The following is a 22,958-nucleotide window of genomic DNA, read 5'->3' as shown; positions in this document are numbered from 1 at the left end:
AAATATCGTACGATTATGAGGAGGGAATATGTCTGTCTCGTTAATCAGACATGGCACAAAAATGAACTTTTTTCGATAGGCTGCTAACGATGTATAGCTATCGGCGGCGCATTATCTCACCGGGCGACAGCCCTGTACCAAACGCCCCACACACGGCTTTACCCACGCGTGGGGGATGATTTTCAAGTATCAGAATGTGAGTCCAAACTGCATTTTGGCGCTGTTTTCGCTCATTTTATCGCTCACTAAGCCTTGATAGCCCAGCAACAGCGTCGCATTCTGCTTAATCGCCAACGTGACGCCCGCCCGCACTAGCAGCGCATCGCGATCGTCAGTGGCAGAGTGGATCGTATAAGCATCGCCCCCTTGTACAAAACTCAGCCGCGTTTGATTACGGTCCGGCGTCAAGCGTCGCTGATAGCCCGCATCGGCATAGAGCCGGACAGGCGAGAGTGAAGACCAGCGCGCCTCACCGCGTAAGCCCAGCGTTGAGTATCCCGCCCCGCTCCCCTGACGTTCCCAGCGCAGCGCAGCGGCGCTACCGTGTTCTTGTCCACCCGCGAGATCGAGCCAGGCATACGAAAGGTTGCCATAAGGTTCAACGCTGAGGCTGTCATTGAAGGCGAAACGATGGCTTCCCTCTGCAAACCCCTGAAAAAGTTGCGCATGATAATCTGCCTGAGCGCGGCTCGTGAGTCCGGGCACCTGAATGTTGCGTTCGCTGTCCATATCCAGATAGCTGTAGACCAGACCGGATCGCCATGCGATGCCGCTATAGCTCGTGCCCCAATAGCTGCCAACGTGATAAGCCGTCACATCGTTACTGGCGGCACGCGCATCGGTTTTGATCTTGCTTTTCTCTGCGCCGACAGCAACCCCAAGCGTACTGCTTTCACCGACTGGGCTGCCGTTACCGATTAAGAAGCCATAGCCGCTGTGGTTAACGCGTGAGGATTCAGCCGTCTCATCGAACTGACCATTGTTCGCCCACGTACTTAGCCAAAGCGACTGTGCATTTTCATCGTGCAGCGCGCTGTTGATTTCGTCCCGCACATACCGGCTACGCTGGAGCAATGCGGCACGCGAGGCGGCGTAGATCTCACCGTCAAGATTATCAAGTGAGGCCCGTGCGGCCGCGTCACTGCGGCTGTTCGCGATAGCAGAGAAAACCGGCCCACTATTCTGGCTCTCGATGGTCTGCGCAACGGCGCGTTGATTACGGCTGGTGGCGACATCATTAAAGGCGCGATTATTGCGCACCACGTCCAGATAAGCCTGCTTGCTGCCATAGCTCAGCGTATCTTGCAGGAAAGGCAGGGTTGAGTTAGAAACCAATCCATCAAAGTTGCCGCTCAGCGTGCCGCCGACATTCAACAGGGTAAAACGATCGCCCAACGACTGCGAAGACGCATCCAGCACCACGGTTCCCGCCAATGTCGCATCCTGCGTGACATTCAGGCCATCAGCGTTGCCCTGTTCATCAATCTCATAGTGATAAAGACTGCCGGACTGAAACACCACATTGCCAACCGTTAATGTGCCAACGGAGGCACCGGGTGAAAGCGTTGAGCCGTTCTCAAGCGTGACGGTGCCAGCGATCTTGCCATGACCGCCCAGCGTTGCCGCCGATTGCACCCAGACATCCCCCGCCAGACTGCCGCTCCCCTGCGCGACCTTGCCCACCACGACGCTGCCGCCTTCGACAATGGTCGGCCCGAGATAGGTATTATTGCCCGTCAGATAAAGCGCCCCTGCGCCCTGTTTGCGTAAACCAACATCCAACTGATACAGGGAACTGCTGCTGGTCGTATTTTTCACCTGTGCGATGTCATTGCTCCAGGTGCTGGAATAGCCTTGCGTATCAACCCCGTAGATCGCGTAGTTACCGTTAAACGTTCCGCTACTGAGATCGCTAGCGCTTAGCCTCTGGGCATTCAATGCGCCCGGCCCCTGCACCGCTCTATACGCGTTAACCATCCCCTGACCAAATAGCGATTGGTAATCATCCGTCGTAAGCACATTAATATTTTGCGCGCTGGCACGGGCACGAATCGCGCTGCGCACCTGTTCATCGGTGAGATTGTCGAAGAACGCATCCTCTCTGACCCGAGCCAGAAAAGCAGTCATTTCCTCATCGCTGAACGTGACGGTGTTGCCCGTCGCGTAAACATTGAGTTCGCTACTGAGATAGTTTTGATGGTCATCGTAATTCTTGTGGATGAGCAAGACCGCACGCGGAGTATTGCTACCGGTGAGCGGCGTAGCCGTAGACAAGAGAATGTCGGCTAGCTGCTTACCGTTCAGATACGGAAACGCCTCAGACGCCAGCGCCGCAACGCCCGAAACGTAGGGGGTCGCAAATGACGTGCCGCTGAATGTGTCAGTGGTGTTCGCATCCCTGGTAGAAACGATATTTACCCCCGGCGCAAGCAGCGTATAAGCCGACGACCCAAACCCCAGATTGCTGAATGACGCGATGAACGCCGCGCTGGAAGGACGCTGAGAAGGATCGTAAGCCACAATATTTAACCAGTTATTGGCAATATTGTTCTCAATACCATAGGCATCTAATAGCGTTGGCAACCCGGAAATAATCGACGGCGTCAGATGCCCTTCGTTCCCGGCAGCAAACACCGTTAACTGGCCCTGCTTTGCCATCTCCTCACCAATCACCGTATTGTTATTGATGATGCCATCCAGCAATTCACTCTGACGATCGGCGCTGAACGTCTGCACCGTGTCGTTAAATATTCGGTATCCCCAGCTATTATTGACGATCTTGATATCTGGCCGGTCGAGCACGTTAAGCTGGGCGTTAACCAATGTCTGCGATGAAAAGGTGGTTCCTAATGGCAACAGCGTCGCTTGATAGGCGATGCCGTGCATGCCGCTATCGTTTTTCGCTGCACCAATGACGCCCGCCACCGCGTAGCCATGAAACGCACCATCCCACGGAGACGAGAGCCACCCCGCGCCCGAATCCACCCGTCCGGCAAATTCATCACCACTTAATTCGCCATTAGAATCAATGACCGCAACGCCAACGCCCTTCCCCGAGAAGCCGAGATTGTAGGCTTCTGCCGCGTTGATCGAATCCAGCGCGGCCCCGTTACGTTCATATTCCGCCGTCCGAAAGTTATCCGCTCCCCATAGCGTTACAGGACAAAACAGCAGTAAGCCCATCGCAAGCACACGGCCACCTTTCACACCAGTATGACGCGACGTCACCGTGATGTGCATTTCCTTGTTTTTACAAACATTGCTTTTCCACACCGATAGCATTAACGACACCCTGTTCGAACACAAATGTGATTGTCACTCTATGTTACTAGTACAAATACTCATAACGTATGAAGGTAACAATCGATGAATTTAATGGGCATCCAGATACAAATTAATGAGGCGTCAGATCAACAAGAAAACGGCAGAGAGAGGAGAGAGAGGAAAAGAACGATCAAAAAACGGGCCTCAGCCCGTTTCCTTAAGTGACGTCAGTTTACTTCAGCGTCTGCAACAGACTCTTGCGCTGGTTTTCCAGCGATGTGACGCGGCTACATACGTCATTACCGAAGCGCTGGAACTCCAGTTCCTGATTGTTCCACTCGGCCTGAATCGCTTTCTGCAAGCCACCGAGGTTGCCCATCATCGCCTGTAGCGGGTTACCGCCGCTGGACATCTGTTTTACGCCCATCTCGTTCAGGCTGTCCTGCAAGACGCCGCCCATGCTTTGCTGCACGAGCTGCTTGCCATCTTGCTCAACTTGCTTAATCGCCTGATGGTGGAACGTCAGGCCATTGCTGCGGTGTTCGATAATACGGTTCATCTGCTGCTTGAGCTGTTTATCCAGCGTAGTCAGACGATTGCGCACATTGCTGTCGCTGCCAAGCTCTTGCACGATGACGTTATCCAGCGCGACTCGCGCTTTTTCAAGATGCTGCTGCGCACCCTGGTCGATCCACGGCAGTTGCTGGCGTAAATCCGCCTGATAGGCTTTGGCTTTCTGGCGTTGTTCGGCGTTCAGGGTCAGCGGCGTACCGTTACGGACAATATCGCCCTGCGGGGAGAGTTGTAAGTTGCCGCTGGCACCCACGACCTGTACGTGTTGCGGACTGATAACAATGTCGTCCTGCGGATTCACGTTGCACTGGTAGGCCGCCTGCGCTTGCCAGGACAGCAACATCAATAAACCCAAGGTTATTTTACGCGACATATTTTCTCCTGAAGAAAACAACGGCAGTGGCGGGAGAGCGGCAATCCGCCCTTTGATGAGGCGGATAACGCCTGAGCCAAAATCAGCTCAGGCATGCCTTGATAAGACCAAGGATTACAGCAGGTGTTCTGGCAGATCCCACCAGATATCGAACAGGTTGCTGACTTTCACGTCCGTCAGTTTCTGCTCTTCCAACCAGCGGCTAACCAGTTGGCGATGCTCTTCGGTGCAGTGACCGATTTTTTGCAGACAGATCAAGCCTTCCCAGAGCAGATAACCGCTGCCTTCGAATGCCAGTCCTTGTGGTTCAATGACGTCGTCAACGAACTTATCCATCAGCTTATCGATATCTTCGACGCTAGTGCCTTCTGGAAAGCGGAAGCTGACAGAAAAACCTAATTCCTGAAACTCATCAATGTGAAGTTTTTTACGTAAACGACGGCTACGAGCTTGTGCCATTTTATTTTATCCTCTCAAACATCAGATCCCACACGCCATGCCCCAAACGCTGGCCGCGTGCTTCAAATTTCGTCAGCGGACGGGACTCCGGCCGCTCAACGTACTCATTATTATTGGAAAGATTACGGTACTCGGTGACAGAGGTCATCACTTCGAGCATATGTTGCGCATAAGGTTCCCAGTCTGTTGCCATGTGGAACACGCCGCCGACTTTCAGTTTACTCTGTACCAGTTGGACGAAAGGCACCTGAACGATACGGCGTTTATTATGGCGGGCTTTGTGCCACGGATCGGGGAAGAAGAGTTGAACCATAGACAGTGAGCCATCCGGGATCATATTCATCAGCACTTCGATCGCATCGTGACACATCACGCGCAGATTGCTGATTCCCGCCTCCTGTGCGGCAGCGAGACACGCGCCCACGCCCGGCAGGTGAACTTCGATACCGAGGAAATTCTGCTCGGGATGCTGTGCCGCCATCGTCACCAGCGATGCGCCCATCCCAAAACCGATCTCCAGCACCACGGGCGCGTCACGACCAAATAGCGCGTTAAAATCGACCAGCTCGGTCTGATATTCCACGCCCATCACCGGCCAGTAGTTATCCAACGCCAGCTGTTGCCCGTTGGTCAAGCGCCCCTGACGGCGGACAAAACTGCGGATACGGCGCATCGGGCGCCCATTTTCATCAAATTCCGGTGAAATGACGTTGTTAATCATAAAGAGTGCTTACTTGCTGTCCGATTTCGTTAATGAAACGCGCATTATGCAAGGATACCGTGGTTTAGCAAGCCCACTGCCTCGGAAAGTTCCGGTTTACAGCACATTCACTCTGTGCTGGAATCGCTATCAAACTTTTTACCTGCCGGATAGTGACCCCATTTTATGATGCAAGCGCAACAGTTCGCCCATCAGGTGCTGGACTGGTACCAACGCTATGGCCGCAAAACCCTGCCGTGGCAGCTTGAGAAAACTCCCTATAAAGTATGGCTATCCGAAGTGATGTTGCAACAAACGCAGGTCACCACGGTTATCCCCTATTTCCAACGCTTTATGGAACGCTTTCCGAACGTCAGTGCACTGGCGGCAGCACCGCTGGATGAAGTGCTCCACTTATGGACCGGGCTGGGCTACTACGCCCGTGCGCGTAATCTACACAAAGCGGCACAGACGATTGTGTCACGTCACGGCGGCGAATTCCCCACCACCTTTGATGAAGTCGCGGCGTTGCCGGGCGTAGGGCGTTCCACCGCCGGCGCGGTGCTGTCGCTCGCTCTCGGCCAGCATTACCCGATTCTCGACGGTAATGTGAAGCGCGTGCTGGCACGCTGCTACGCCGTTGACGGCTGGCCGGGCAAGAAAGAGGTCGAAAAGAAACTGTGGGCGCGGAGTGAAGACGTCACACCAGCCGAGGGCGTCAGCCAGTTTAATCAGGCGATGATGGATCTCGGTGCGATAGTCTGCACCCGCAGCCGCCCCAAGTGCGAGCTGTGCCCGCTGAGCACCGGCTGCATTGCCTACGCCAACCACAGTTGGGCGCAATACCCCGGCAAGAAACCGAAGCAGACGCTGCCAGAGAAAACTGGTTGGTTCCTGCTGATGCAACAGGGTTCTCAAGTCTGGCTGCAACAGCGCCCCGCCGTGGGCCTGTGGGGCGGGCTATTTTGCTTCCCACAGTTCAGCGAACGTCGGGAATTGGAACTCTGGATGCAACAACGTGGTCTGAATCCTGATGGATTGCAACAGCTTGTCGCGTTCCGCCACACATTCAGCCATTTTCATCTGGATATCGTTCCGCTCTGGCTGGACGTATCGCAGACCGATCGCTCACAAAACAGGTCCTGCATGGATGACGGTGCAGGTCTCTGGTATAACTTAGCGCAGCCGCCGTCTGTCGGACTGGCCGCCCCGGTAGAACGCCTGCTGAGGGAGTTGGCTCACCCGCAGTCAACACGTTTGAATGCCTGCGCAATTGATGAGGAAGAAGCATGAGCAGAACGATTTTTTGTACTTTTTTACAACGCGACGCCGAAGGGCAGGATTTCCAGCTCTATCCCGGCGATCTGGGCAAGCGCATCTATAACGAAATTTCTAAAGAAGCCTGGGCGCAATGGCAAACCAAGCAAACCATGCTGATCAACGAGAAAAAGCTCAGCATGATGAATGTTGACGACCGTAAGCTGCTGGAACAGGAAATGATCAAGTTCCTGTTTGAAGGGAAGGACGTACACATCGAAGGCTATACGCCTCCGAGCCACTGAGATTGCGGGCTTTCGGGCCCGCTTACGTCCCCATTCCGACACGGCTTGTTATATGAAGAAAATGTTAGCGCTGCTGGTGATTGCACCACTGCTGGTTTCCTGTTCGGGAAACAAAGGGAATGCCGACAACGAAGAGTTTCTCAAGGATACCAACGCCTTCGATATTTTGATGGGGCAATTTGCTCACAACATCGAAAATATCTGGGGGATGAATGAAGTTCTGATCGCTGGCCCAAAAGACTACGTCAAATACACCGATCAATATCAGACGCGTAGCCACATCAACTTTGATGCCGGTTCAATCACTATCGAAACCATTTCGGCAACCAACTCCGTTGCCAGTCTGCGCCAGGCGATTATCACGACCCTGCTGATGGGCGATGACGCCAGTAACACCGACCTGTATTCCGACGCTAACGATATTCAAATCAGCCGCGAGCCGCTGCTGTATGGACAGGTGCTGGATAACACAGGACAGCCGATCCGCTGGGAAGGCCGAGCCGCCAGCTTCGCCGATTATCTGCTCCAGAACCGTCTGCAAAAACGCACCTCCGGCCTGCATGTGATCTGGTCGGTCACGATCCAGCTCGTCCCTAACCATCTGGACAAGCGTGCACACAAATACCTGCCGCTGGTGCGTAAGGCTTCCGAGCGTTACGGCATTGAAGAGTCGCTGATTCTGGCGATTATGCAGACAGAGTCCAGCTTCAACCCTTACGCCGTCAGCCGTTCCGATGCGCTGGGCCTGATGCAGGTGGTGCAGCACAGCGCAGGACGCGATGTCTTCAAGATGAAAGGGAAATGGGGACAGCCAAGCCGCAGCTATCTGTTCGATCCAGAACAAAACATCGACGCGGGTACCGCCTACCTGTCGATCCTGAAGAACAGCTATCTGGCCGGTATTGAAAACCCGACGTCGAAACGCTACGCCGTCATCACCGCGTATAACGGTGGCGCAGGCAGCGTGTTACGCGTCTTCTCCAGCGATCGCGATCGCGCCGTGGGCATTATCAACAACATGTCACCGGGCGATGTCTACCAGACGCTGACGACGAAGCACCCGTCTGGCGAATCACGCCGCTATCTGTACAAAGTGAACACGGCGCAGAAAAATTATCGCCGCTAATTCACGCGCACCACAGAACGCCGCGCTACCGGGTTTATTCCGGTAGCGCGGTTTCATCAGGATAGATTGCTAAAAAGCGTTTCTGATAAACACGATGACCGCGATTCCCTTACCGTTTATTACTGCACTTCTGCTGGTTATTTTGTTTTTTCGCATCCAGTTTCTGGCTATTCAAAATAAAGAGACTAAAAGGCGTAATACCAAAGCAGAGGCGATACTCATCGGCGTGAGCTGTCTTGCTCTGACAGTGGTAGCGTTACGCTGGGGCGGCCATGTTGCCTTACCCTCATTTATCCAACCTGCCATTGCCGCATCCATTCCGCCACTGTTATGGCTTTGCCTGTTCCTCTATGGAGAAAAGGTCTCTGATGCCTTAAACCGTCGACGTCGACGATCTCTCCAGCATCTGTTACCACCCTTACTCATCCTTGGCGCAAGTGCCGTCCAGAGCAGAACAACCGTTCCACTCATCGATCTGATGCTGGTGAGTATTTACTTCGGCTATGGGGCAATGCTGGTTTACAGCGCTCGCCATCGTCAAACGCCCTCTCCCCTGTGGAAAAGCGCGCCGTTTATCGCCGGGCTGTATGTGCTTATCTCCGGCGCTATCGATATCGTCATCGCACTGGATATCGCCTTCTACAGCGGCAATAGCGCAGCGACCATCATCACCGTATTCCACATCATCATGCTGGCGATATTGACCCTGCTTATCGTCACGTACTCTGCACAACACCCGCAGGCTGAGCTTAGCATTACACACGACCAGAAGCCGGAAACGCTACCTGCTACCGATGATGAACACCAACTGGCGAAAACGTTAGATGACTTCATTCGCACTCATGCGTTATACACCGACCCCAGCATGACGCTTCAGCGCCTGAGCCGGCGCATGGGAATACCGCTAAGACGCCTATCCGAAACCATCAACCGCGTGCACGGTCGTAATTTCTCTCAGGTGATGAACGAATACCGAATTGAGGAGGCTAAACGCCTCCTCAGCCAAACGGATGCACGAATCACGGATATCATGCTGGAAAGCGGGTTTCAGACTAAATCAAACTTCAACCGCGAGTTTTTGCGACTCACGGGGATGAGCCCCAGCGTCTGGCGTAGTCAGCACCCACTTCGGGCACAGGCTACGGCTTCCTCCACGCCGCCTGAAGAAAATCGCTAATATCCTTCACAACGCCCTGCTGAATCTGCTCACGCGAACGTGCGCCGCCATCAAGACAAATCATGCCATCTCCTGGGTTCTCGGCATTAATGATCTCAATGGCACCCGGCTTACAAATCTGCATGAAGCTAAAATGCGTCGCATCGGCAACTTCCTTATAAGCTGAATGCGCTGGTGACAGCTTCTGCGCCAAATCGTGAGATTCCAGCTCGGCAGGCAGTTCCTCATTAGGATACCCCGCCGCAACGATCAAAACAGGAATGTGTATTGCCGCAAGACTCTCCGCGGTAAACCCTCGCGCCAGCCCCATATCCAGCGAGACCACCGCACTGATACGCGGATCCGCCAATGGCTTATCAAGCTGCGCACGTAATGACGCATTCTTTGCGATATGCATCTTTTCATAGGCTTTGCAGGACGCCAGCCCAACATGCGTCAGACAATCACGCTCAAATTGCTGCGTGCTAAAACGCCCGCCCGCTAACTCCAATACCGTCCATCCCCCCAGCGAATGGCCAACAGCGGCAATACGCTGCGCATCAACACGCCCCGTTTTTTCTGGGGCAGCGAGTAAAGCGGTAATAACGCGGCTAATATCGTTGGGCCGTAGCCATAACTCCTGAGCCTTCTCAACCCGCATATCTTTAGTGGTCGTTCCTGGGTGATTGGGCGCGGCAACAATATAGCCTTGCTTGACCAACGCCTGTGCCAGCCAGAGTTGATTAAACCAGCTCCCGCCATAGCCGTGTGAAACCACAATCAAGGGATATTCACCGGATTCAGGCACGGCATTTTTGCTTACGGCGATACCGGGAAATACGGGATTCTCACCGATTATCGCAGTCTGTTGTGATGATGAAACCGGATAAAATACGGCAGCTTCCAGCGGCCTATTATTGGCCTCATCAGCCAGCGTTATTTGTTGAAACCCAATGCCAACATCCGCCATAACGGCAAAGCTGAGTAGTAAATTCGTTATCAATCCTATCGTGATGCGCCATGTCATACCTATTTCTCCGAAGTTTCTGTACTGTGAAAAATAGCAGTTATAACAATGGCTTTCTTCCCTGTGCGACCTAAAACGCTATTTAGTACCTCTGTTTAGGACACAAAAAACTACGGCCAGCATGTGCTGGCCGCATTCCCTGATATTGGCGCAAAATTTACCTGCCTTCTTCCTGCTTTAGGACATCGGCTAGGTATAGAGCCAAAAAAGTCTGTTAACGCTTAATTTTTTTGAATTGCTGTGTAGTAGCCGTTAACGCGGTTTCTGTCGGCAGCCGCTCCATAGAGCTGGCACCGTAAAAACCATCGCACTGCGGGCAGTGATCCATAATGAACTGTGCGTCCTGCGGTGTTGAAATCGGTCCACCGTGGCACAGCACAATCACATCCTTACGGATGGACTTCGCCTCATCTGCCCAGTGATTAATCAACGGAACGCAATCCGCCAGATTAAGCGCGGTTTCCGCACCAATGTTGCCGCCGGTGGTTAACCCCATGTGCGGCACAATAATATCCGCCCCCGCTTTCGTCATCGCGACCGCATCTGCCGCACTGAACACGTAAGGCGTGGTCAGCATGTCTTTTTCGTGCGCCAGACGAATCATGTCCACTTCCAGCGCGTACCCCATTCCGGTTTCTTCCAGATTGGCGCGGAAATTACCGTCAATCAGTCCAACGGTTGGGAAGTTCTGCACGCCAGAGAAACCCAGCGCTTTCAGGTCATCCAGAAATTTATCAAACTGACAGAAAGGATCGGTTCCGTTTACGCCTGCCAGCACCGGCGTGTGCTTCACAACCGGCAGCACTTCTTTCGCCATATCCACGACGATCTCATTCGCGTTGCCGTAAGCCAACAGGCCAGCCAGCGACCCTCTCCCCGCCATGCGATAGCGTCCGGAGTTGTAAATCACGATCAGATCGATGCCGCCCGCTTCTTCACATTTCGCGGAAAGCCCCGTTCCCGCACCACCGCCGATAATCGGCTCGCGACGCGCGATCATTTCGCGGAATTTTGCCAGCAGTTCCTGGCGATTCATGCCTGACATTGTGCTTCTCCCTTCTTATTTCACTAACGCCCGAAACGCATCGACAGCGGCCTGGGCAAATAAAGGATCGTTAATATGGAAAGGCAGACGAATAATCTGTCGTTTTGCCGTTTGCTGCACGACGCTCTCCAACGTGCTGATAAACGCGTCACGTGCTTCCGGGTGCCAGAATGCCTGATCCGGCGCATCCAGCGCGGAGAAGCCACCTTCCGGGATCAGGAAGCGCACCTCGCCTTCACAGCGGTTCAGCTTTTCCCCAATCCAGCGCGCCATCGCGATATTTTCATCTATTGTGGTCCGCATCAGGGTGACCTGCGCGTTGTGGTTGTAGAACAGGCGATGCGCGTATTTCTCTGGCACGCTGGCGGGCGCGCCAAAATTCACCATGTCCAGCGCACCGCAGGACGCCACATAAGGCACCTGCGTCTTGGCTATCGCATCAAACCGTTCCGGCCCGCAGGCCAGCACGCCATCAAACAGTAAATCGCACACCTCTGTCGTGGTGAGGTCGAGCACGCCAGTGAGCAAATGGCTATCCACCAGCTTTTCCATTGCTTTCCCACCGCTGCCCGTCGCGTGAAAGACCAGACAGTCAAACTCCGCTTCCAGCAGTGCGCTGGCTTCCTGAATGCACGGCGTCGTAACCCCAAACATAGTCAGGCCAATCGCGGGCTTATCGTCATGATGCTCCTGAATATGAAACTTCACGGCACCGGCAATCTGGTGCGCAGCGTTGCCGAGAACCTGACGAGAAATGCGGTTCAGGCCCGCCACATCGGTAACGGAATACATCATGCTGATATCGCTGGCACCGATGTAGCCAGAAATGTCGCCGGAAGCCATCGTCGACACCATCAGCTTCGGCATCCCAATCGGTAACGCCTGCATCGCGGGCGTAATCAGTGCCGTTCCGCCGGAGCCGCCGAGACCCAGCACCCCGGCAATATCCTCGCGGGACAGCATAAAGTGCTCAAACGCAACGGCCATGGCGCTAATCGCCTGACCTCTGTCATGGCAAAACACCGCCGATGCGCCCTGCGGATGGTACGATGCCACCGTTGCGGCGCTGATATCTGTCACCTCAGACACTTGTGTATCTGCTGACGGCGGTGTCGTTGACAGATCGACCGTGACCGTTTTTAAGCCTGTAGCGGCAATCAGATCGCGGACGTAAATCTGTTCTTTTCCTTTAGTATCAGCTGTACTTGCAATATAAACGCTGCCAACTTCACTTCCCACTTGGTATCCCTCCCACCGTTAGCGAAACAATTAACAGATTGATATAAATGACAATTACAATAATACAAAAACAGACAAGATTAATTTGTCGCCATATTGAGACTTGAGTATCAGAAAGACAAACCATTAAATACCCAAATGAGACAAAAGTCTCAAAATGTTATGTATGGCATTACATTAACAGTAAGAAAGCTTGACGTGGCACAAGAATCACTCAATTTGCTATAGTTCAGGCGACAACGCCGTGCTGCCCGATAGCGTCCGGCCCGAAAATTCAATGAGGTCTATGTGATTGAACGGGATGAAAAACTGACATCAACACGGGCGAAAACCCGTCGTTTATTAATTGATACCGCCATGAATATGTTCGATCAAGGCATATTCCCTTCCATTACCGATGTTGCTGCTGCGGCTCAGCTTTCACGCGCGACAGCCTATCGTTATTTTCCGACGCAAAGTGCGTTAGTCTCAGCCGTTGTCGGCGAAAGCCTTGGCCCGATTCTTGCGTGGCACCCGACACAGCCGGACGCCAGTGAACGCGTGTCTGAACTGCTGCACTTTGCTTACCCAAGAATGCTGGAGCATGAAGGTGCGCTGCGTGCAGCGTTACATCTTTCACTGCAACAATGGGCCGATCGCCGCTCCAATCGCCTGCATACAGACACGCTGACGCGCGGCAATCGTAAACGCCTGCTCAAGATTGCCACCGAACCGCTGGAAGGCAAAATCACGCCGGAAGCACAACAGCGGGTGATTTATGCCTTATCGCTTATTTATGGTTCAGAGGTTTTTCTGGTGCTGAAAGATATCTGGCATCTGGAAGAAGACGGCATTCAGGATGTCACGCAGTGGGTCGCCAAAGCCATTTTACGGCAGGCGGAAGAAGACGCCGCACAGGCAACTTCACAGAAAACCTAACGAACACATTTATGCTGCGTCCCGCCCTGTTACCGGATACGCAGCAACGGAAGAACACACGTTGCCAAGGGAACATATGATGCTGAAAGGTAAGCGTGCAATTGTCACTGGCGGTGGCCGCGATTTTGGACAAGCGGTATCCGTCTGGCTGGCTCGCGAAGGGGTGAAGGTCGATCTTTGCGCCCGCAAACTGGCCGATGCACAGGCCAGCGTAGACATCATTCATCAGGAGGGAGGTACGGCACGCGCGTATCAGTGCGATATTGCCAGTCCTGATTCGGTTAAGGCCTTTTCCGCACAGTTGCTGGAAGACAGTACGCCCGTCGATATTCTGGTGCTCAGCGCGGCACAATGGCTGGAAGGCGGATTAGGGGAAGAAGACACCGATGCGGATATCGTCAGCACCGTCAACTCCGGCCTGACCGGTTCTATCCTGCTCACCAAAGCACTGTTGCCGAGCTTACGTCGTTCACAAGGTGCCGATATTCTGGCTATGGTTTCCGTCTGCGGCCTCCCGCAGTTCCACGACTCTATCGCTCACCCCGCATTCTTCGCTGCCAAACACGGCATGAGCGGTTTTAGCCAGAATCTGGCGCATCATGTCGCACAGGAAAATATCCGCGTGACGGGGTTTTATCCGCCAGATTTTGAGGTTACCGGCTTGGATGACAACCCCGCTAGCGGGGAAAAAATGGGCGAGCATCTGCTGAACGCCCGCTCGATATGGGAAACCATGCATTTCGTGCTCGTCCAGCCGCGCAGTTGCCATATCAACGCCATCCATTTTCAGGGGCCAACGCGCGCAGATATCGGCGTGTAACCCATTACCTTTTGCGCCTCATCCCGCTCCGGTCTTTATCACATAACCGGGGCGGTGAAGCTTGCCCCCGCCTGACGCACCGCGATCCCCCACGCCATCACGCTCTGACACACTTTCCTGCTATCCATTTTTTGCCACAGCACACAGGAAAAGGTAGCATCGCTGCCGTTGTTTTCTGCCATGCGGCCAACCGCACTCAACGCACTATAAAAAAAACGCCGGGAGCGTTTTTCAACGTTGCGTAGCAACGGCCCGAAGGGTGGCGTACAGGGATGTACGACATAAAAATGTCACAGGCGAAAACATAACCATTTGAATTAGAAATAATAATAGCGAGCGCGTCGCCAAGAGATGCGTGACAGACAGGAAAACACCGAGTAAATGACACAACATTCCTCAACCAATAGCGAGCATCATGCTGCTCAGCAGCGTCTCCACGAAAAGGGCTATCACCAAAGTCTCGGCAACCGCCACGTACAGATGATCGCAATTGGCGGTTCCATCGGCACCGGACTGTTTCTTGGCGCGGGGGCTCGTCTGCAAATGGCGGGACCAGCGCTGGCGCTGGTCTATCTGGTTTGCGGCATCTTCTCTTTTTTCATTCTGCGCGCGTTGGGCGAGCTGATCGTTCATCGCCCCACCAGCGGTAGCTTCGTGTCGTACTCGCGTGAGTTTCTGGGTGAAAAAGCCTCCTACGTCGCAGGCTGGATGTACTTCCTCAACTGGGCGATGACCGGGATTGTCGACATCACCGCCGTCGCGCTCTACATGCACTACTGGGGCACGTTTGCCGATGTACCGCAGTGGCTATTTGCACTGGGTGCGCTGTCCATCGTCACGCTGATGAACTTGATCGGCGTGAAGTGGTTTGCCGAAATGGAGTTCTGGTTTGCGCTGATTAAGGTCGCGGCTATCGCCATTTTTCTGGTGGTCGGCACAGTCTATCTCGGCACAGGCAGCCCGCTGGACGGCAACACACCCGGCCTGCACCTGATTACCGATAACGGCGGCCTGTTCCCACACGGCATTCTGCCTGCGCTGGTGCTGGTTCAGGGAGTGATATTTGCCTTTGCCGGTATTGAGATCATCGGGACGACGGCAGGTGAATGTAAAAACCCAGAGCAGGTGCTGCCGAAAGCGGTCAACAGCGTCATCTGGCGTATCGGCCTGTTCTACGTCGGCTCGGTTGCGCTGTTGGTCTGCCTACTGCCGTGGAACGCCTATCAGGCCGGACAAAGCCCGTTCGTGACCTTCTTCAGCAAGCTGGGCGTTCCTTATATCGGCACGATCATGAATATCGTGGTGCTATCCGCCGCGTTGTCCAGCCTGAACTCCGGTCTGTACTCGACGGGACGCATTCTGCGCTCACTGTCGCTGGGCGGTTCGGCGCCCGCTTTCCTGTCAAAAATGAGCGGCCAGTCTGTGCCCTATACCGGCATTTTGGTCACGGTCGGCATCCACATTATCGGCGTGGTGCTGAACTACGTGGTGCCATCGCAGGTGTTCGAGATCGTCCTGAATATCGCCTCGCTCGGCATTATCTGCTCCTGGGCGTTCATCATTCTGTGTCAGATGCAGCTGCGTAAAGCGATTCGCCAAGGGAAAGCCAAACCGGTGGCGTTCAGAATGCCCGGTGCGCCCGTGACATCATGGCTGACGCTGGCTTTTCTGGTGAGCGTATTGGGATTGATGGCGTTTGATTACCCAAACGGCACCTGGACGATTGCAACGGTTCCAGTGCTGGCAATCATGTTGATTATCGGCTGGCGCGGGCTGAAAAAGCAGCGTGAAGCGGTGAAACTCGCCAATCAGCAGGAATCTGATTTGCGTTAAGAGACCAACATCTTAGGGCAGAAAAAACGCAGGCTCGCTTCCGAGCCTGCGTTTCTTAGCCTACCTACATCCGTAATTACTGTTCTACCACGTAACCGTACAGACGCTTACTGCCATCTTCTTCCGCGACGCTATAGACACCCTGCAGTTCCGGGGAGAAGCCGGGCAGCAGGTTAATTCCCGCTTCCAGCGCCAGAAAATAGCGCTGTACCGCCCCGCCCCAGGTTTCACCCGGCACGACACACAGCACACCGGGCGGATACGGCAACGCACCTTCTGCCGCGATACGCCCTTCCGCTTCGTCGATAGGAATCAGTTCGATATTTCCGCGCACAAATTCTCTATTAGCATCTTGTGGCAGCATCACCACTGACGGGAACTCGGTTTTGCGGAACATCGCTTTTTGCAGATCTTTCACGTTGTGCTGAGCGTAAAAATCATGCATTTCCTGACACAACCGACGCAGTCGGTAACCACGATAACGCTCTTTGTATTTCTGATACAGGCTGGGCAGCACTTCGCTCAGCGGCGCATCGCGGGCGATCAGCGTTTCGAAATGCACCAGCGCATTCACCAGTTCCTGCATTTTTGCTGCGTCTTCCGCTGGCGTTAGCAGGAAAAGGATCGAGTTCATGTCGCATTTTTCCGGGATGATGCCATGCTCGCGCAGGTAGTTGGCGAGGATCGTCGCCGGAATACCAAATTCGGTATAATCACCGCTAATCGCATCAATTCCCGGCGTAGTCAGCAGTAACTTGCAAGGATCGATAAAGTATTGATCCTCCGCATACCCTACAAACGCGTGCCATTTCTCGCCCGGCTCGAAGTTGAAGAAACGTACGTCCTGCGCGATCGTCTCCGTATCATGATCCTGCCAGAGCGCCCCGCCCACCGTCACAGGCACAAACGGTTTAATGAGCGAACAGCGAGTCAACAGCTGCTTGCGGGCTTCAATGCCCAGCTTCACGCAGTCCATCCACATACGACGCCCACTTGCTCCTTCGTGCATTTTGGCATTGACGTCTAGCGCGGCGAACAGCGGGTAAAACGGGCTGGTCGAGGCGTGCAACATAAAGGCGTTATTCAGCTGCTTATGGTTGCAGAAACGACGCTGGCCTTTGATGTGCGTATCTTTTTTGTGGATCTGCGAGGTCTGGGAGAAGCCAGCCTGCTGCTTATGCACCGACTGAGTCACAAAAATGCCAGGATCGTTTTCATTCAGATCCAGCAACAGCGGCGAGCACTGCTCCATCATCGGGATAAATTGCTCGTAACCGACCCAGGCGGAGTCAAACAGAATGTAATCACACAGGTGCCCGATACTATCGACCACCTGACGCGCGTTATAAATCGTGCCGTCATAGGTGCCGAGCTGGATGACGGCCAGACGGAACGGGCGTGCCTCGTTGGCGCGTTCCGGCGCGACTTCCGCAATCAGCTTGCGCAGGTAGGCTTCATCAAAACAGTGCGCATCCACGCCGCCGATAAAGCCGAACGGATTGCGCACGGTTTCCAGATAGACTGGCGTCGCGCCCGCCTGAATCAGCGCACCGTGATGGTTGGATTTATGGTTGTTACGGTCAAACAGCACCAGATCGCCACGCGCCAGCAGCGCGTTTGTCACCACTTTGTTCGCTGAGGAGGTGCCGTTCAACACGAAATAGGTTTTATCAGCGTTAAACACGCGCGCAGCGTGCTTCTGCGCCTTCTTCGCCGCGCCTTCGTGGATCAGCAAATCGCCCAGTTTGACGTCCGCGTTACAGATGTCCGAACGAAACACGTTCTCGCCGTAAAACTCAAAAAACTGACGACCCGCAGGGTGCTTGCGGAAGAACTGACCGCCCTGATGCCCCGGGCAAGCAAACGTCGTGTTTTTCATGTTGACGTACTTGGTCAGCGTATCGAAAAACGGCGGCAGTAGCGCATCCTGATAGGCTTTCGCTGCACGTTCCAGCACGTTCGCGTGCTCGCCTTCGTCATCGAGAATCAGCCATTCGCTGCCCGCAGGCAGAACATCTAACTCTTTATCTTCATCAGGCTCTTCGACAAACGCCGGAATGCTAAAACCGGTGTGCTGCAATATCGACAGAATGCCGCTACGGGCTTCCTCAATAGAAACCACGACCGCCGCCACATCAGTGAAGTCGGTCTGACTCAACGCGACAATCTCGCGCGTTGTGATTAAACGGGTGGCAACCGCTGCATTCGCCGCAATTTTTAACTGTTTCATGTAACCAAACCCAAACGGTTAAGGGTAAGTGTACGTGCCTAAAAGACACCGTTCAGGGATAACAATCCCGACCAATCACAATGCCAATCAATAACGACAAGCGTATGATCCCTACAGGTAAACTGTAGGCTAAGAATGGAAAAACTGGAGCCAGCACCATCCGATAGACATCAGTAAAAGCAGAGCCATACTCTATTTTTACTCATGCCTAACAGTGAGCGAACGAACGCCTCACCGCATGGTGAAGGGGGATAATCGACGGGGAGAAAAGTAAACCGCGCAGGGGTGATAAGAAGATACACGCAGTGACGTCATCAACGAGCTGGCGCGAGCGTGCTGCACCATGAGCAATGAATCTGACATATCGGCGATCCTCTTTTAGCTATACGCTAACTACGCTTAAAGGGGCGTTCAGGTGAACGAGACGTTAAAAACCGCGCAATAGTGGCATTATTCTTCATCAAATTCAACAATCCAGCCCGCCCTCAAGGCGGTAAAAGTGCAACGAAACATGCCACGCGTATCGGGAAGAAACATTACCGCGCTAAGCATGCTGAAAGGATCGCCAGAAATTGGCTAGCAAATAATACAATTGCCTGAAAATAGCGCAGGCGCTCCGCTTTGTGACAGAAACCCATTGACGCCATGCGGCCAATACGGTTTAATGCGCCCCGTTGCCCGGATAGCTCAGTCGGTAGAGCAGAGGATTGAAAATCCTCGTGTCCTTGGTTCGATTCCGAGTCCGGGCACCACCTTTCCTTTTTTATGCTTCCTTATCAATCCCTATGTTGTTGTGATTCAATAAGTTGGCGTAAAAATCTTTTCCGATGCGTTTTGATTTATCCCTTCGTATCGGGGAATTTGTGGGTCAGATTGCGGGTCATTCAGTTCGATGAACGGGAGTGACCCTCATATGTTAACTGACAGCAAAGTCCGATCCGCGAAACCTCTCGCAAAATCTTACAAGCTCACTGACTCGCAAGGTCTGTACCTCACGGTATCCACCAGCGGCGCTAAGCTATGGTATTTCCGCTATCGCCTCGGCGGTAAAGAAAACCGTCTGGCCTTTGGCCCCTACCCGCAAACTACACTGGCGGAAGCCCGTGAAAAACGCGATGCGGCGCGTAAGCTGCTGGCGTCCGGCATTAGCCCTTCTCAGCTTCGCAAGGCGAACAACCCCGCCGTTGATGAATCCCGCACCTTTCAGTACATCGCTCTGGCATGGCACACCAGTAACCTTAAGCTCTGGTCGGACGTTCACGCCGATAAGATCCTCACCTGCCTGAAACGCTACGTTTTCCCCGATATAGGCGCGATGGATATCGCTCTGATTGAGACCCGGCATCTGGCGCAGTTGGTTAAAACCATCGACGATAAAGGTGTACATGACGTTGCCGGAAGGGTGCGCCAGCACCTGACCAAAATCATGCGCCACGCAGTGCAGCAGGGCGTGATTAAATATAACCCGGCTTACGATTTGGATGGCGTCGTGACCCCGGTGGCGATCCAACATCACCCCGCCCTGCCACTAAAACGCTTGCCTGAACTACTGGAGAAAATGGAAAACTACAAAGGCCGGATGCTCACCCGTCTGGCGCTGGAATTAAGCCTGCATGTTTTTCTGCGCTCCAGCGAGCTGCGTTTTGCCCGCTGGGATGAATTCAACCTCAAAGCGCATATCTGGAGCGTGCCCGCCCAGCGCGAAGCGGTAAACGGCGTGCGGTTCTCAGAGCGTGGCGCAAAGATGAAGGATGAACATCTGGTGCCGCTGTCACGGCAGGCAGTAGCCCTGCTGAAACAGATTCAGGCGATTTCTGGCGAATCGGTCTTCGTTTTTCCCGGCGCACATACCCTGAACAAGCCGATGAGTGAGAACACCATCAACAAGGCGTTGCGCGTGATTGGCTATGACACCAAAACCGAGGTGTGCGGCCACGGCTTCAGAACCATGGCCTGTAGCGCCCTGAACGAGTCCGGACGCTGGTCAAAGGATGCCATTGAGCGGCAGATGAGCCACAAAGAGCGCAACGGCGTGCGGGCGGCGTATGTGCATAAGGCGGAGCATCTGGAGGCCAGAATCGAAATGATGCAATGGTGGTCGGATTATCTGGACGTCAACCGTGAGGGCTACGTCGCACCGTATATCTATGCGCGGAGTCATTCGGCTGGCTAACGCGCTGCGCTTGTTGGCTCCTGACGGGCTTTCTATATGATAGAAAACCCGTCAGGAGCGTTGTCGTAAAACCATTCGAGCATTCTGCCAAATGTTTCTTATACGTCAGGGTTTGCTACATCGACTGATTCAAACACCGTTCAGCCTTTTGGTTCAATACCGCGCGTCTGGAGTTCCTTACGCAGAACACGCTTTATCCACGTAGCCAATGTCTTGTCGCCATCCTTATGGGCTTGTTCTTCTAACTGCGCACGAAACTCGTGGGACAGTCGAATTTGATACTGGTCTGTTTTTGTTTTTTCACTTGACATTGTAATTACAAATTCCATAGCATGGTATAGTTGTAATTACACCGCAATTACATGGTGTTTTGCAACAGTAAAGAGCGAAGCCCGGCAGTGCTAGGAACACTAACCGGGCTTCTGACCACAACATTATGAGGACTAATGCTATGGCTGACACCGATAGTAACACGGGCGCGTCTTATCAATCACTGCCGGATTATGAGAACCGTTACTCCGCCATGAGTGCCGCGCTGGCTCGTCTGGACTTTTCACACATGGACAATGACGAACTCTCACTGGTCACAGAATATTGCGCCGAAACACAGGCAGGACTTTGCCATTGCCTGAATTTCATTGGCGATGCACTGATTACCTTTGCCGATAATGACGTGTGCGAATCGACGCCAGAAAGCTTGTGCCAGTTGGGACACGGGCTAACCGCAATCAGTTTACTCATCCCTGCCCTTAGCGATATGCACAAACGCGCACATTCACTCACCGCCAGATAACCATCTGAACATCACCAGCCTGATTAAAGCTCTGCCGTTAGGTTAGAGCTTTTTTGCGTCCGACGCTGAATAACAATAACTCTTCCCATCCGATATTGAGTTGTTTGCAGGCAACGCCGCCCTTTCCCGATAGCCTTCCCTACTGGCTGATTCCAGTGGGGAGAAAACATGCCAACACGTTTTATTTTCGCAACGCTGACCGCGCTCAATAGGCCATTCAACCACGACGCAGAACGCGACGGATTTGGGCGGTTGAAGGCCTGCGCCTCGCAGGTATTCAACCGTGGCGTGAGGCGAGTAAATTCAATTTCACAGAAATTGCTAATTTGCGTCGCCCGAACCCACCCGCGAGCGTTTCTCCCAGGGGAAACCGAGCAGGCCGGGGGGAGCCGAATAAATTTTGCCGCCCCAGCGAGCAAAAAGACGCGCCCACGCGTCGGTTTATTTGGGGGGCTTCAGCCCCGCACACCGTCGTGGCTAAGTCTCCGGCTAAAAGCCGGTAGCGAGGCGCGACTACCCACTTTGAAGGCGTTTTCCCATTTTTTCGCTGACCGGAACGGGCAAAAGAAAAAGTGGGCTAAAAACGGCGTCTCAAAGGGGGTAGTCGCGCGTAGCGTGCGACGGTGTGCCGCTGTTGACGTTGGGGGTTTTGGCGTGGCGTCCAGCCGCGACATTACCCCCATGCGACAGGCAATAAGGGCGTCCAGCCCGCATGAACTGGCTCACGCCGTTTTGTGCCGGGAAATGTATTTTCCGGCGCATGGCTGCAAAGCAGACACCTCTTTATCCCCACAAGATCGCCTCATGACGTCGACTCATGCCAGTACCCCAAGGTATGCGCCCATGTAATGAGGCGATAAAGCCGAAAGAGCGAACACCCCAGTAAAATGCGAAGGAGGAACCATGCTGATTTCTGATTACCGTGAACGCCGAGCGCGTAGTCACGAAAAAATGCGACTTCTGCTCACCTTTCTGAAAGAAGAAACCTACAGCGACTTTAAAACGTTGATGCTGCTTTTTGATTATAAAAATCACAAACCGCTTTATCTGTTGCTGGCAAAAGCCATCGACATGGGATTGATCCAAAAGCATGAAATAAACACCAGAATAGTGAAAACCTCTCTGTGGGGGATCACCAATGATGGATTATCCGTTGTTGCCACACCCCATGAGGATGGTTTTCCTGCACGGTTTGAGCCCTCGAAAGTCACTGGCTGGACGCTGATGCAGCGCCTTGATCGTCAGCTAGCAAGGCTCCTTCTTGAGAAGAAAGGCGCTTATGGGTGGATCAGCGGCGCGGATTCAACATTCCGCAGCCGCTATGAGGTATATCATCGCCCGGCTGGGGTGATAACGTTACCAGACGGAACCGTCATCGCCGTTGAGACTGAACGACATCTGAAAACCAAGGCCCGTTATCAGGCAATGATCACCCAACATTTGATAATTCGTACTCAAAAACGTTGGATGTACGTCTTCTATATCGTGCCCGATCCGCAGATAAAGCGAGCTATTGAACGGATGTTCAATAGCGTGAAATACGCCATCGTCAGCCATCAGCGCATCCCGCTGGAAGCGAAGCACCGCAATGTTTTTCGGGTTTATACGTTTGAGGAGTTGAAGGGGTTGGAGTTGAATCTTGGCTAATTGCTGAACAATCATATGAA

General features: G+C 53.5%; 20 protein-coding genes and 1 tRNA gene. 11 read left to right on the top strand and 10 right to left on the bottom strand.

Going from position 1 to position 22,958, the window contains the following annotated elements; all coding sequences use genetic code 11:
• Window positions 1-189 precede the first annotated feature (189 nt).
• The 4 genes from BUB06_RS07785 to trmB form a co-directional block, all read right to left on the bottom strand.
• Window positions 190-3,282 (bottom strand): autotransporter domain-containing protein, encoded by a 3,093-nt coding sequence (locus BUB06_RS07785; protein WP_039472189.1) that lies wholly within the window; start codon window positions 3,280-3,282, stop codon window positions 190-192.
• A 214-nt stretch (window positions 3,283-3,496) separates the two neighbouring features.
• Entirely contained in the window at window positions 3,497-4,210 is a 714-nt protein-coding gene (locus BUB06_RS07780) for a YggN family protein (RefSeq protein WP_039472186.1), read from the bottom strand.
• A gap of 114 nt (window positions 4,211-4,324) precedes the next feature.
• A complete protein-coding gene (locus BUB06_RS07775; protein ID WP_010299679.1) occupies window positions 4,325-4,669 on the bottom strand; it encodes a YggL family protein in 345 nt (114 codons plus the stop codon).
• A 1-nt stretch (window position 4,670) separates the two neighbouring features.
• Window positions 4,671-5,390, bottom strand: coding sequence for a tRNA (guanosine(46)-N7)-methyltransferase TrmB (gene trmB / locus BUB06_RS07770; protein WP_039472184.1), 720 nt, complete (start codon window positions 5,388-5,390; stop codon window positions 4,671-4,673).
• Between the two features lie 165 nt (window positions 5,391-5,555).
• On the opposite strand from trmB, the gene mutY reads away from it, so the two are divergent.
• The 4 genes from mutY to BUB06_RS07750 all read left to right on the top strand — a co-directional run bounded on the left by mutY (window position 5,556) and on the right by BUB06_RS07750 (window position 9,234).
• Window positions 5,556-6,662: an A/G-specific adenine glycosylase gene (gene mutY, locus BUB06_RS07765; RefSeq protein WP_039472182.1), complete on the top strand. Its 1,107-nt coding sequence runs from the start codon at window positions 5,556-5,558 to the stop codon at window positions 6,660-6,662.
• Window positions 6,659-6,931, top strand: coding sequence for an oxidative damage protection protein (locus tag BUB06_RS07760; protein WP_005975842.1), 273 nt, complete (start codon window positions 6,659-6,661; stop codon window positions 6,929-6,931). The genes mutY and BUB06_RS07760 overlap by 4 nt, the downstream gene beginning before the upstream one ends.
• 52 nt (window positions 6,932-6,983) lie before the next feature.
• The gene (gene mltC, locus BUB06_RS07755) at window positions 6,984-8,057 is read left to right on the top strand and encodes a membrane-bound lytic murein transglycosylase MltC (protein WP_039472180.1); all 1,074 of its coding nucleotides are present in this window, start codon (window positions 6,984-6,986) and stop codon (window positions 8,055-8,057) included.
• A 94-nt stretch (window positions 8,058-8,151) separates the two neighbouring features.
• The gene (locus BUB06_RS07750) at window positions 8,152-9,234 is read left to right on the top strand and encodes a helix-turn-helix domain-containing protein (protein ID WP_039472178.1); all 1,083 of its coding nucleotides are present in this window, start codon (window positions 8,152-8,154) and stop codon (window positions 9,232-9,234) included.
• Here BUB06_RS07750 and BUB06_RS07745 read toward each other — a convergent pair.
• The 3 genes from BUB06_RS07745 to BUB06_RS07735 all read right to left on the bottom strand — a co-directional run bounded on the left by BUB06_RS07745 (window position 9,197) and on the right by BUB06_RS07735 (window position 12,524).
• On the bottom strand, window positions 9,197-10,240 hold the full coding sequence (locus tag BUB06_RS07745) for an alpha/beta hydrolase family protein (protein ID WP_039472176.1): 1,044 nt from the start codon (window positions 10,238-10,240) through the stop codon (window positions 9,197-9,199). The genes BUB06_RS07750 and BUB06_RS07745 overlap by 38 nt on opposite strands.
• 214 nt (window positions 10,241-10,454) lie before the next feature.
• Complete coding sequence (locus BUB06_RS07740; RefSeq protein ID WP_039472174.1) at window positions 10,455-11,285, bottom strand: phosphoenolpyruvate hydrolase family protein; 831 nt, start codon at window positions 11,283-11,285, stop codon at window positions 10,455-10,457.
• A 15-nt stretch (window positions 11,286-11,300) separates the two neighbouring features.
• The gene (locus BUB06_RS07735; RefSeq protein WP_039472172.1) at window positions 11,301-12,524 is read right to left on the bottom strand and encodes a Tm-1-like ATP-binding domain-containing protein; all 1,224 of its coding nucleotides are present in this window, start codon (window positions 12,522-12,524) and stop codon (window positions 11,301-11,303) included.
• 288 nt (window positions 12,525-12,812) lie between these two features.
• Here BUB06_RS07735 and BUB06_RS07730 point away from each other — a divergent pair, with 288 nt between their 5' ends.
• Together BUB06_RS07730 and BUB06_RS07725 are read left to right on the top strand one after the other, a co-directional pair.
• Complete coding sequence (locus tag BUB06_RS07730) at window positions 12,813-13,442, top strand: TetR/AcrR family transcriptional regulator (RefSeq protein ID WP_010299663.1); 630 nt, start codon at window positions 12,813-12,815, stop codon at window positions 13,440-13,442.
• 79 nt (window positions 13,443-13,521) lie between these two features.
• Window positions 13,522-14,262, top strand: coding sequence for an SDR family oxidoreductase (locus tag BUB06_RS07725; RefSeq protein ID WP_039472169.1), 741 nt, complete (start codon window positions 13,522-13,524; stop codon window positions 14,260-14,262).
• Window positions 14,263-14,300: 38 nt separating this feature from the next.
• Here the strand turns inward: BUB06_RS07725 and BUB06_RS22130 are convergent, their stop codons facing one another.
• Window positions 14,301-14,444: a hypothetical protein gene (locus tag BUB06_RS22130; protein ID WP_153266393.1), complete on the bottom strand. Its 144-nt coding sequence runs from the start codon at window positions 14,442-14,444 to the stop codon at window positions 14,301-14,303.
• 199 nt (window positions 14,445-14,643) lie between these two features.
• On the opposite strand from BUB06_RS22130, the gene ansP reads away from it, so the two are divergent.
• Window positions 14,644-16,095 carry an L-asparagine permease gene (gene ansP / locus BUB06_RS07720; RefSeq protein ID WP_039472167.1) on the top strand — a complete coding sequence of 484 codons (1,452 nt, stop codon included), beginning with the start codon at window positions 14,644-14,646 and terminating at the stop codon, window positions 16,093-16,095.
• 76 nt (window positions 16,096-16,171) lie between these two features.
• On the opposite strand, the gene BUB06_RS07715 is transcribed toward ansP, so the two are convergent.
• Window positions 16,172-18,325, bottom strand: a complete 2,154-nt coding sequence (locus BUB06_RS07715) for an ornithine decarboxylase (RefSeq protein ID WP_039472166.1) — start codon at window positions 18,323-18,325, stop codon at window positions 16,172-16,174.
• Window positions 18,326-19,001: 676 nt separating this feature from the next.
• On the opposite strand from BUB06_RS07715, the gene BUB06_RS07710 reads away from it, so the two are divergent.
• Window positions 19,002-19,077, top strand: a tRNA-Phe gene (locus BUB06_RS07710).
• A gap of 161 nt (window positions 19,078-19,238) precedes the next feature.
• On the top strand, window positions 19,239-20,498 hold the full coding sequence (locus tag BUB06_RS07705) for a tyrosine-type recombinase/integrase (RefSeq protein WP_039472164.1): 1,260 nt from the start codon (window positions 19,239-19,241) through the stop codon (window positions 20,496-20,498).
• Window positions 20,499-20,638: 140 nt separating this feature from the next.
• Here the strand turns inward: BUB06_RS07705 and BUB06_RS22125 are convergent, their stop codons facing one another.
• A complete protein-coding gene (locus BUB06_RS22125; RefSeq protein ID WP_162847981.1) occupies window positions 20,639-20,809 on the bottom strand; it encodes a hypothetical protein in 171 nt (56 codons plus the stop codon).
• 140 nt (window positions 20,810-20,949) lie between these two features.
• On the opposite strand from BUB06_RS22125, the gene BUB06_RS07700 reads away from it, so the two are divergent.
• Together BUB06_RS07700 and mobC are read left to right on the top strand one after the other, a co-directional pair.
• Window positions 20,950-21,291, top strand: a complete 342-nt coding sequence (locus BUB06_RS07700; protein ID WP_039472162.1) for a hypothetical protein — start codon at window positions 20,950-20,952, stop codon at window positions 21,289-21,291.
• Between the two features lie 903 nt (window positions 21,292-22,194).
• A complete protein-coding gene (gene mobC / locus BUB06_RS07690; protein ID WP_039472159.1) occupies window positions 22,195-22,938 on the top strand; it encodes a MobC family replication-relaxation protein in 744 nt (247 codons plus the stop codon).
• Window positions 22,939-22,958: the final 20 nt, after the last annotated feature.

Origin of the sequence: Pectobacterium carotovorum (assembly GCF_900129615.1) — a bacterium.
GTDB classification, from domain to species: Bacteria; Pseudomonadota; Gammaproteobacteria; order Enterobacterales; family Enterobacteriaceae; genus Pectobacterium; species Pectobacterium carotovorum.
The sequence above is the reverse complement of the archived record's forward strand: the minus strand, read 5'-3'. Positions and strand labels throughout refer to the sequence as shown.

Coding starts and splice junctions, on each gene's coding strand:
- BUB06_RS07785 (WP_039472189.1), bottom strand. CDS start 3,282: ATGCTATCGGTGTGGAAAAGCAATGTTTGTAAAAACAAGGAAATGCAC.
- BUB06_RS07780 (WP_039472186.1), bottom strand. CDS start 4,210: ATGTCGCGTAAAATAACCTTGGGTTTATTGATGTTGCTGTCCTGGCAA.
- BUB06_RS07775 (WP_010299679.1), bottom strand. CDS start 4,669: ATGGCACAAGCTCGTAGCCGTCGTTTACGTAAAAAACTTCACATTGAT.
- trmB (WP_039472184.1), bottom strand. CDS start 5,390: ATGATTAACAACGTCATTTCACCGGAATTTGATGAAAATGGGCGCCCG.
- mutY (WP_039472182.1), top strand. CDS start 5,556: ATGATGCAAGCGCAACAGTTCGCCCATCAGGTGCTGGACTGGTACCAA.
- BUB06_RS07760 (WP_005975842.1), top strand. CDS start 6,659: ATGAGCAGAACGATTTTTTGTACTTTTTTACAACGCGACGCCGAAGGG.
- mltC (WP_039472180.1), top strand. CDS start 6,984: ATGAAGAAAATGTTAGCGCTGCTGGTGATTGCACCACTGCTGGTTTCC.
- BUB06_RS07750 (WP_039472178.1), top strand. CDS start 8,152: ATGACCGCGATTCCCTTACCGTTTATTACTGCACTTCTGCTGGTTATT.
- BUB06_RS07745 (WP_039472176.1), bottom strand. CDS start 10,240: ATGACATGGCGCATCACGATAGGATTGATAACGAATTTACTACTCAGC.
- BUB06_RS07740 (WP_039472174.1), bottom strand. CDS start 11,285: ATGTCAGGCATGAATCGCCAGGAACTGCTGGCAAAATTCCGCGAAATG.
- BUB06_RS07725 (WP_039472169.1), top strand. CDS start 13,522: ATGCTGAAAGGTAAGCGTGCAATTGTCACTGGCGGTGGCCGCGATTTT.
- BUB06_RS22130 (WP_153266393.1), bottom strand. CDS start 14,444: ATGGCAGAAAACAACGGCAGCGATGCTACCTTTTCCTGTGTGCTGTGG.
- ansP (WP_039472167.1), top strand. CDS start 14,644: ATGACACAACATTCCTCAACCAATAGCGAGCATCATGCTGCTCAGCAG.
- BUB06_RS07715 (WP_039472166.1), bottom strand. CDS start 18,325: ATGAAACAGTTAAAAATTGCGGCGAATGCAGCGGTTGCCACCCGTTTA.
- BUB06_RS07705 (WP_039472164.1), top strand. CDS start 19,239: ATGTTAACTGACAGCAAAGTCCGATCCGCGAAACCTCTCGCAAAATCT.
- BUB06_RS22125 (WP_162847981.1), bottom strand. CDS start 20,809: ATGTCAAGTGAAAAAACAAAAACAGACCAGTATCAAATTCGACTGTCC.
- BUB06_RS07700 (WP_039472162.1), top strand. CDS start 20,950: ATGGCTGACACCGATAGTAACACGGGCGCGTCTTATCAATCACTGCCG.
- mobC (WP_039472159.1), top strand. CDS start 22,195: ATGCTGATTTCTGATTACCGTGAACGCCGAGCGCGTAGTCACGAAAAA.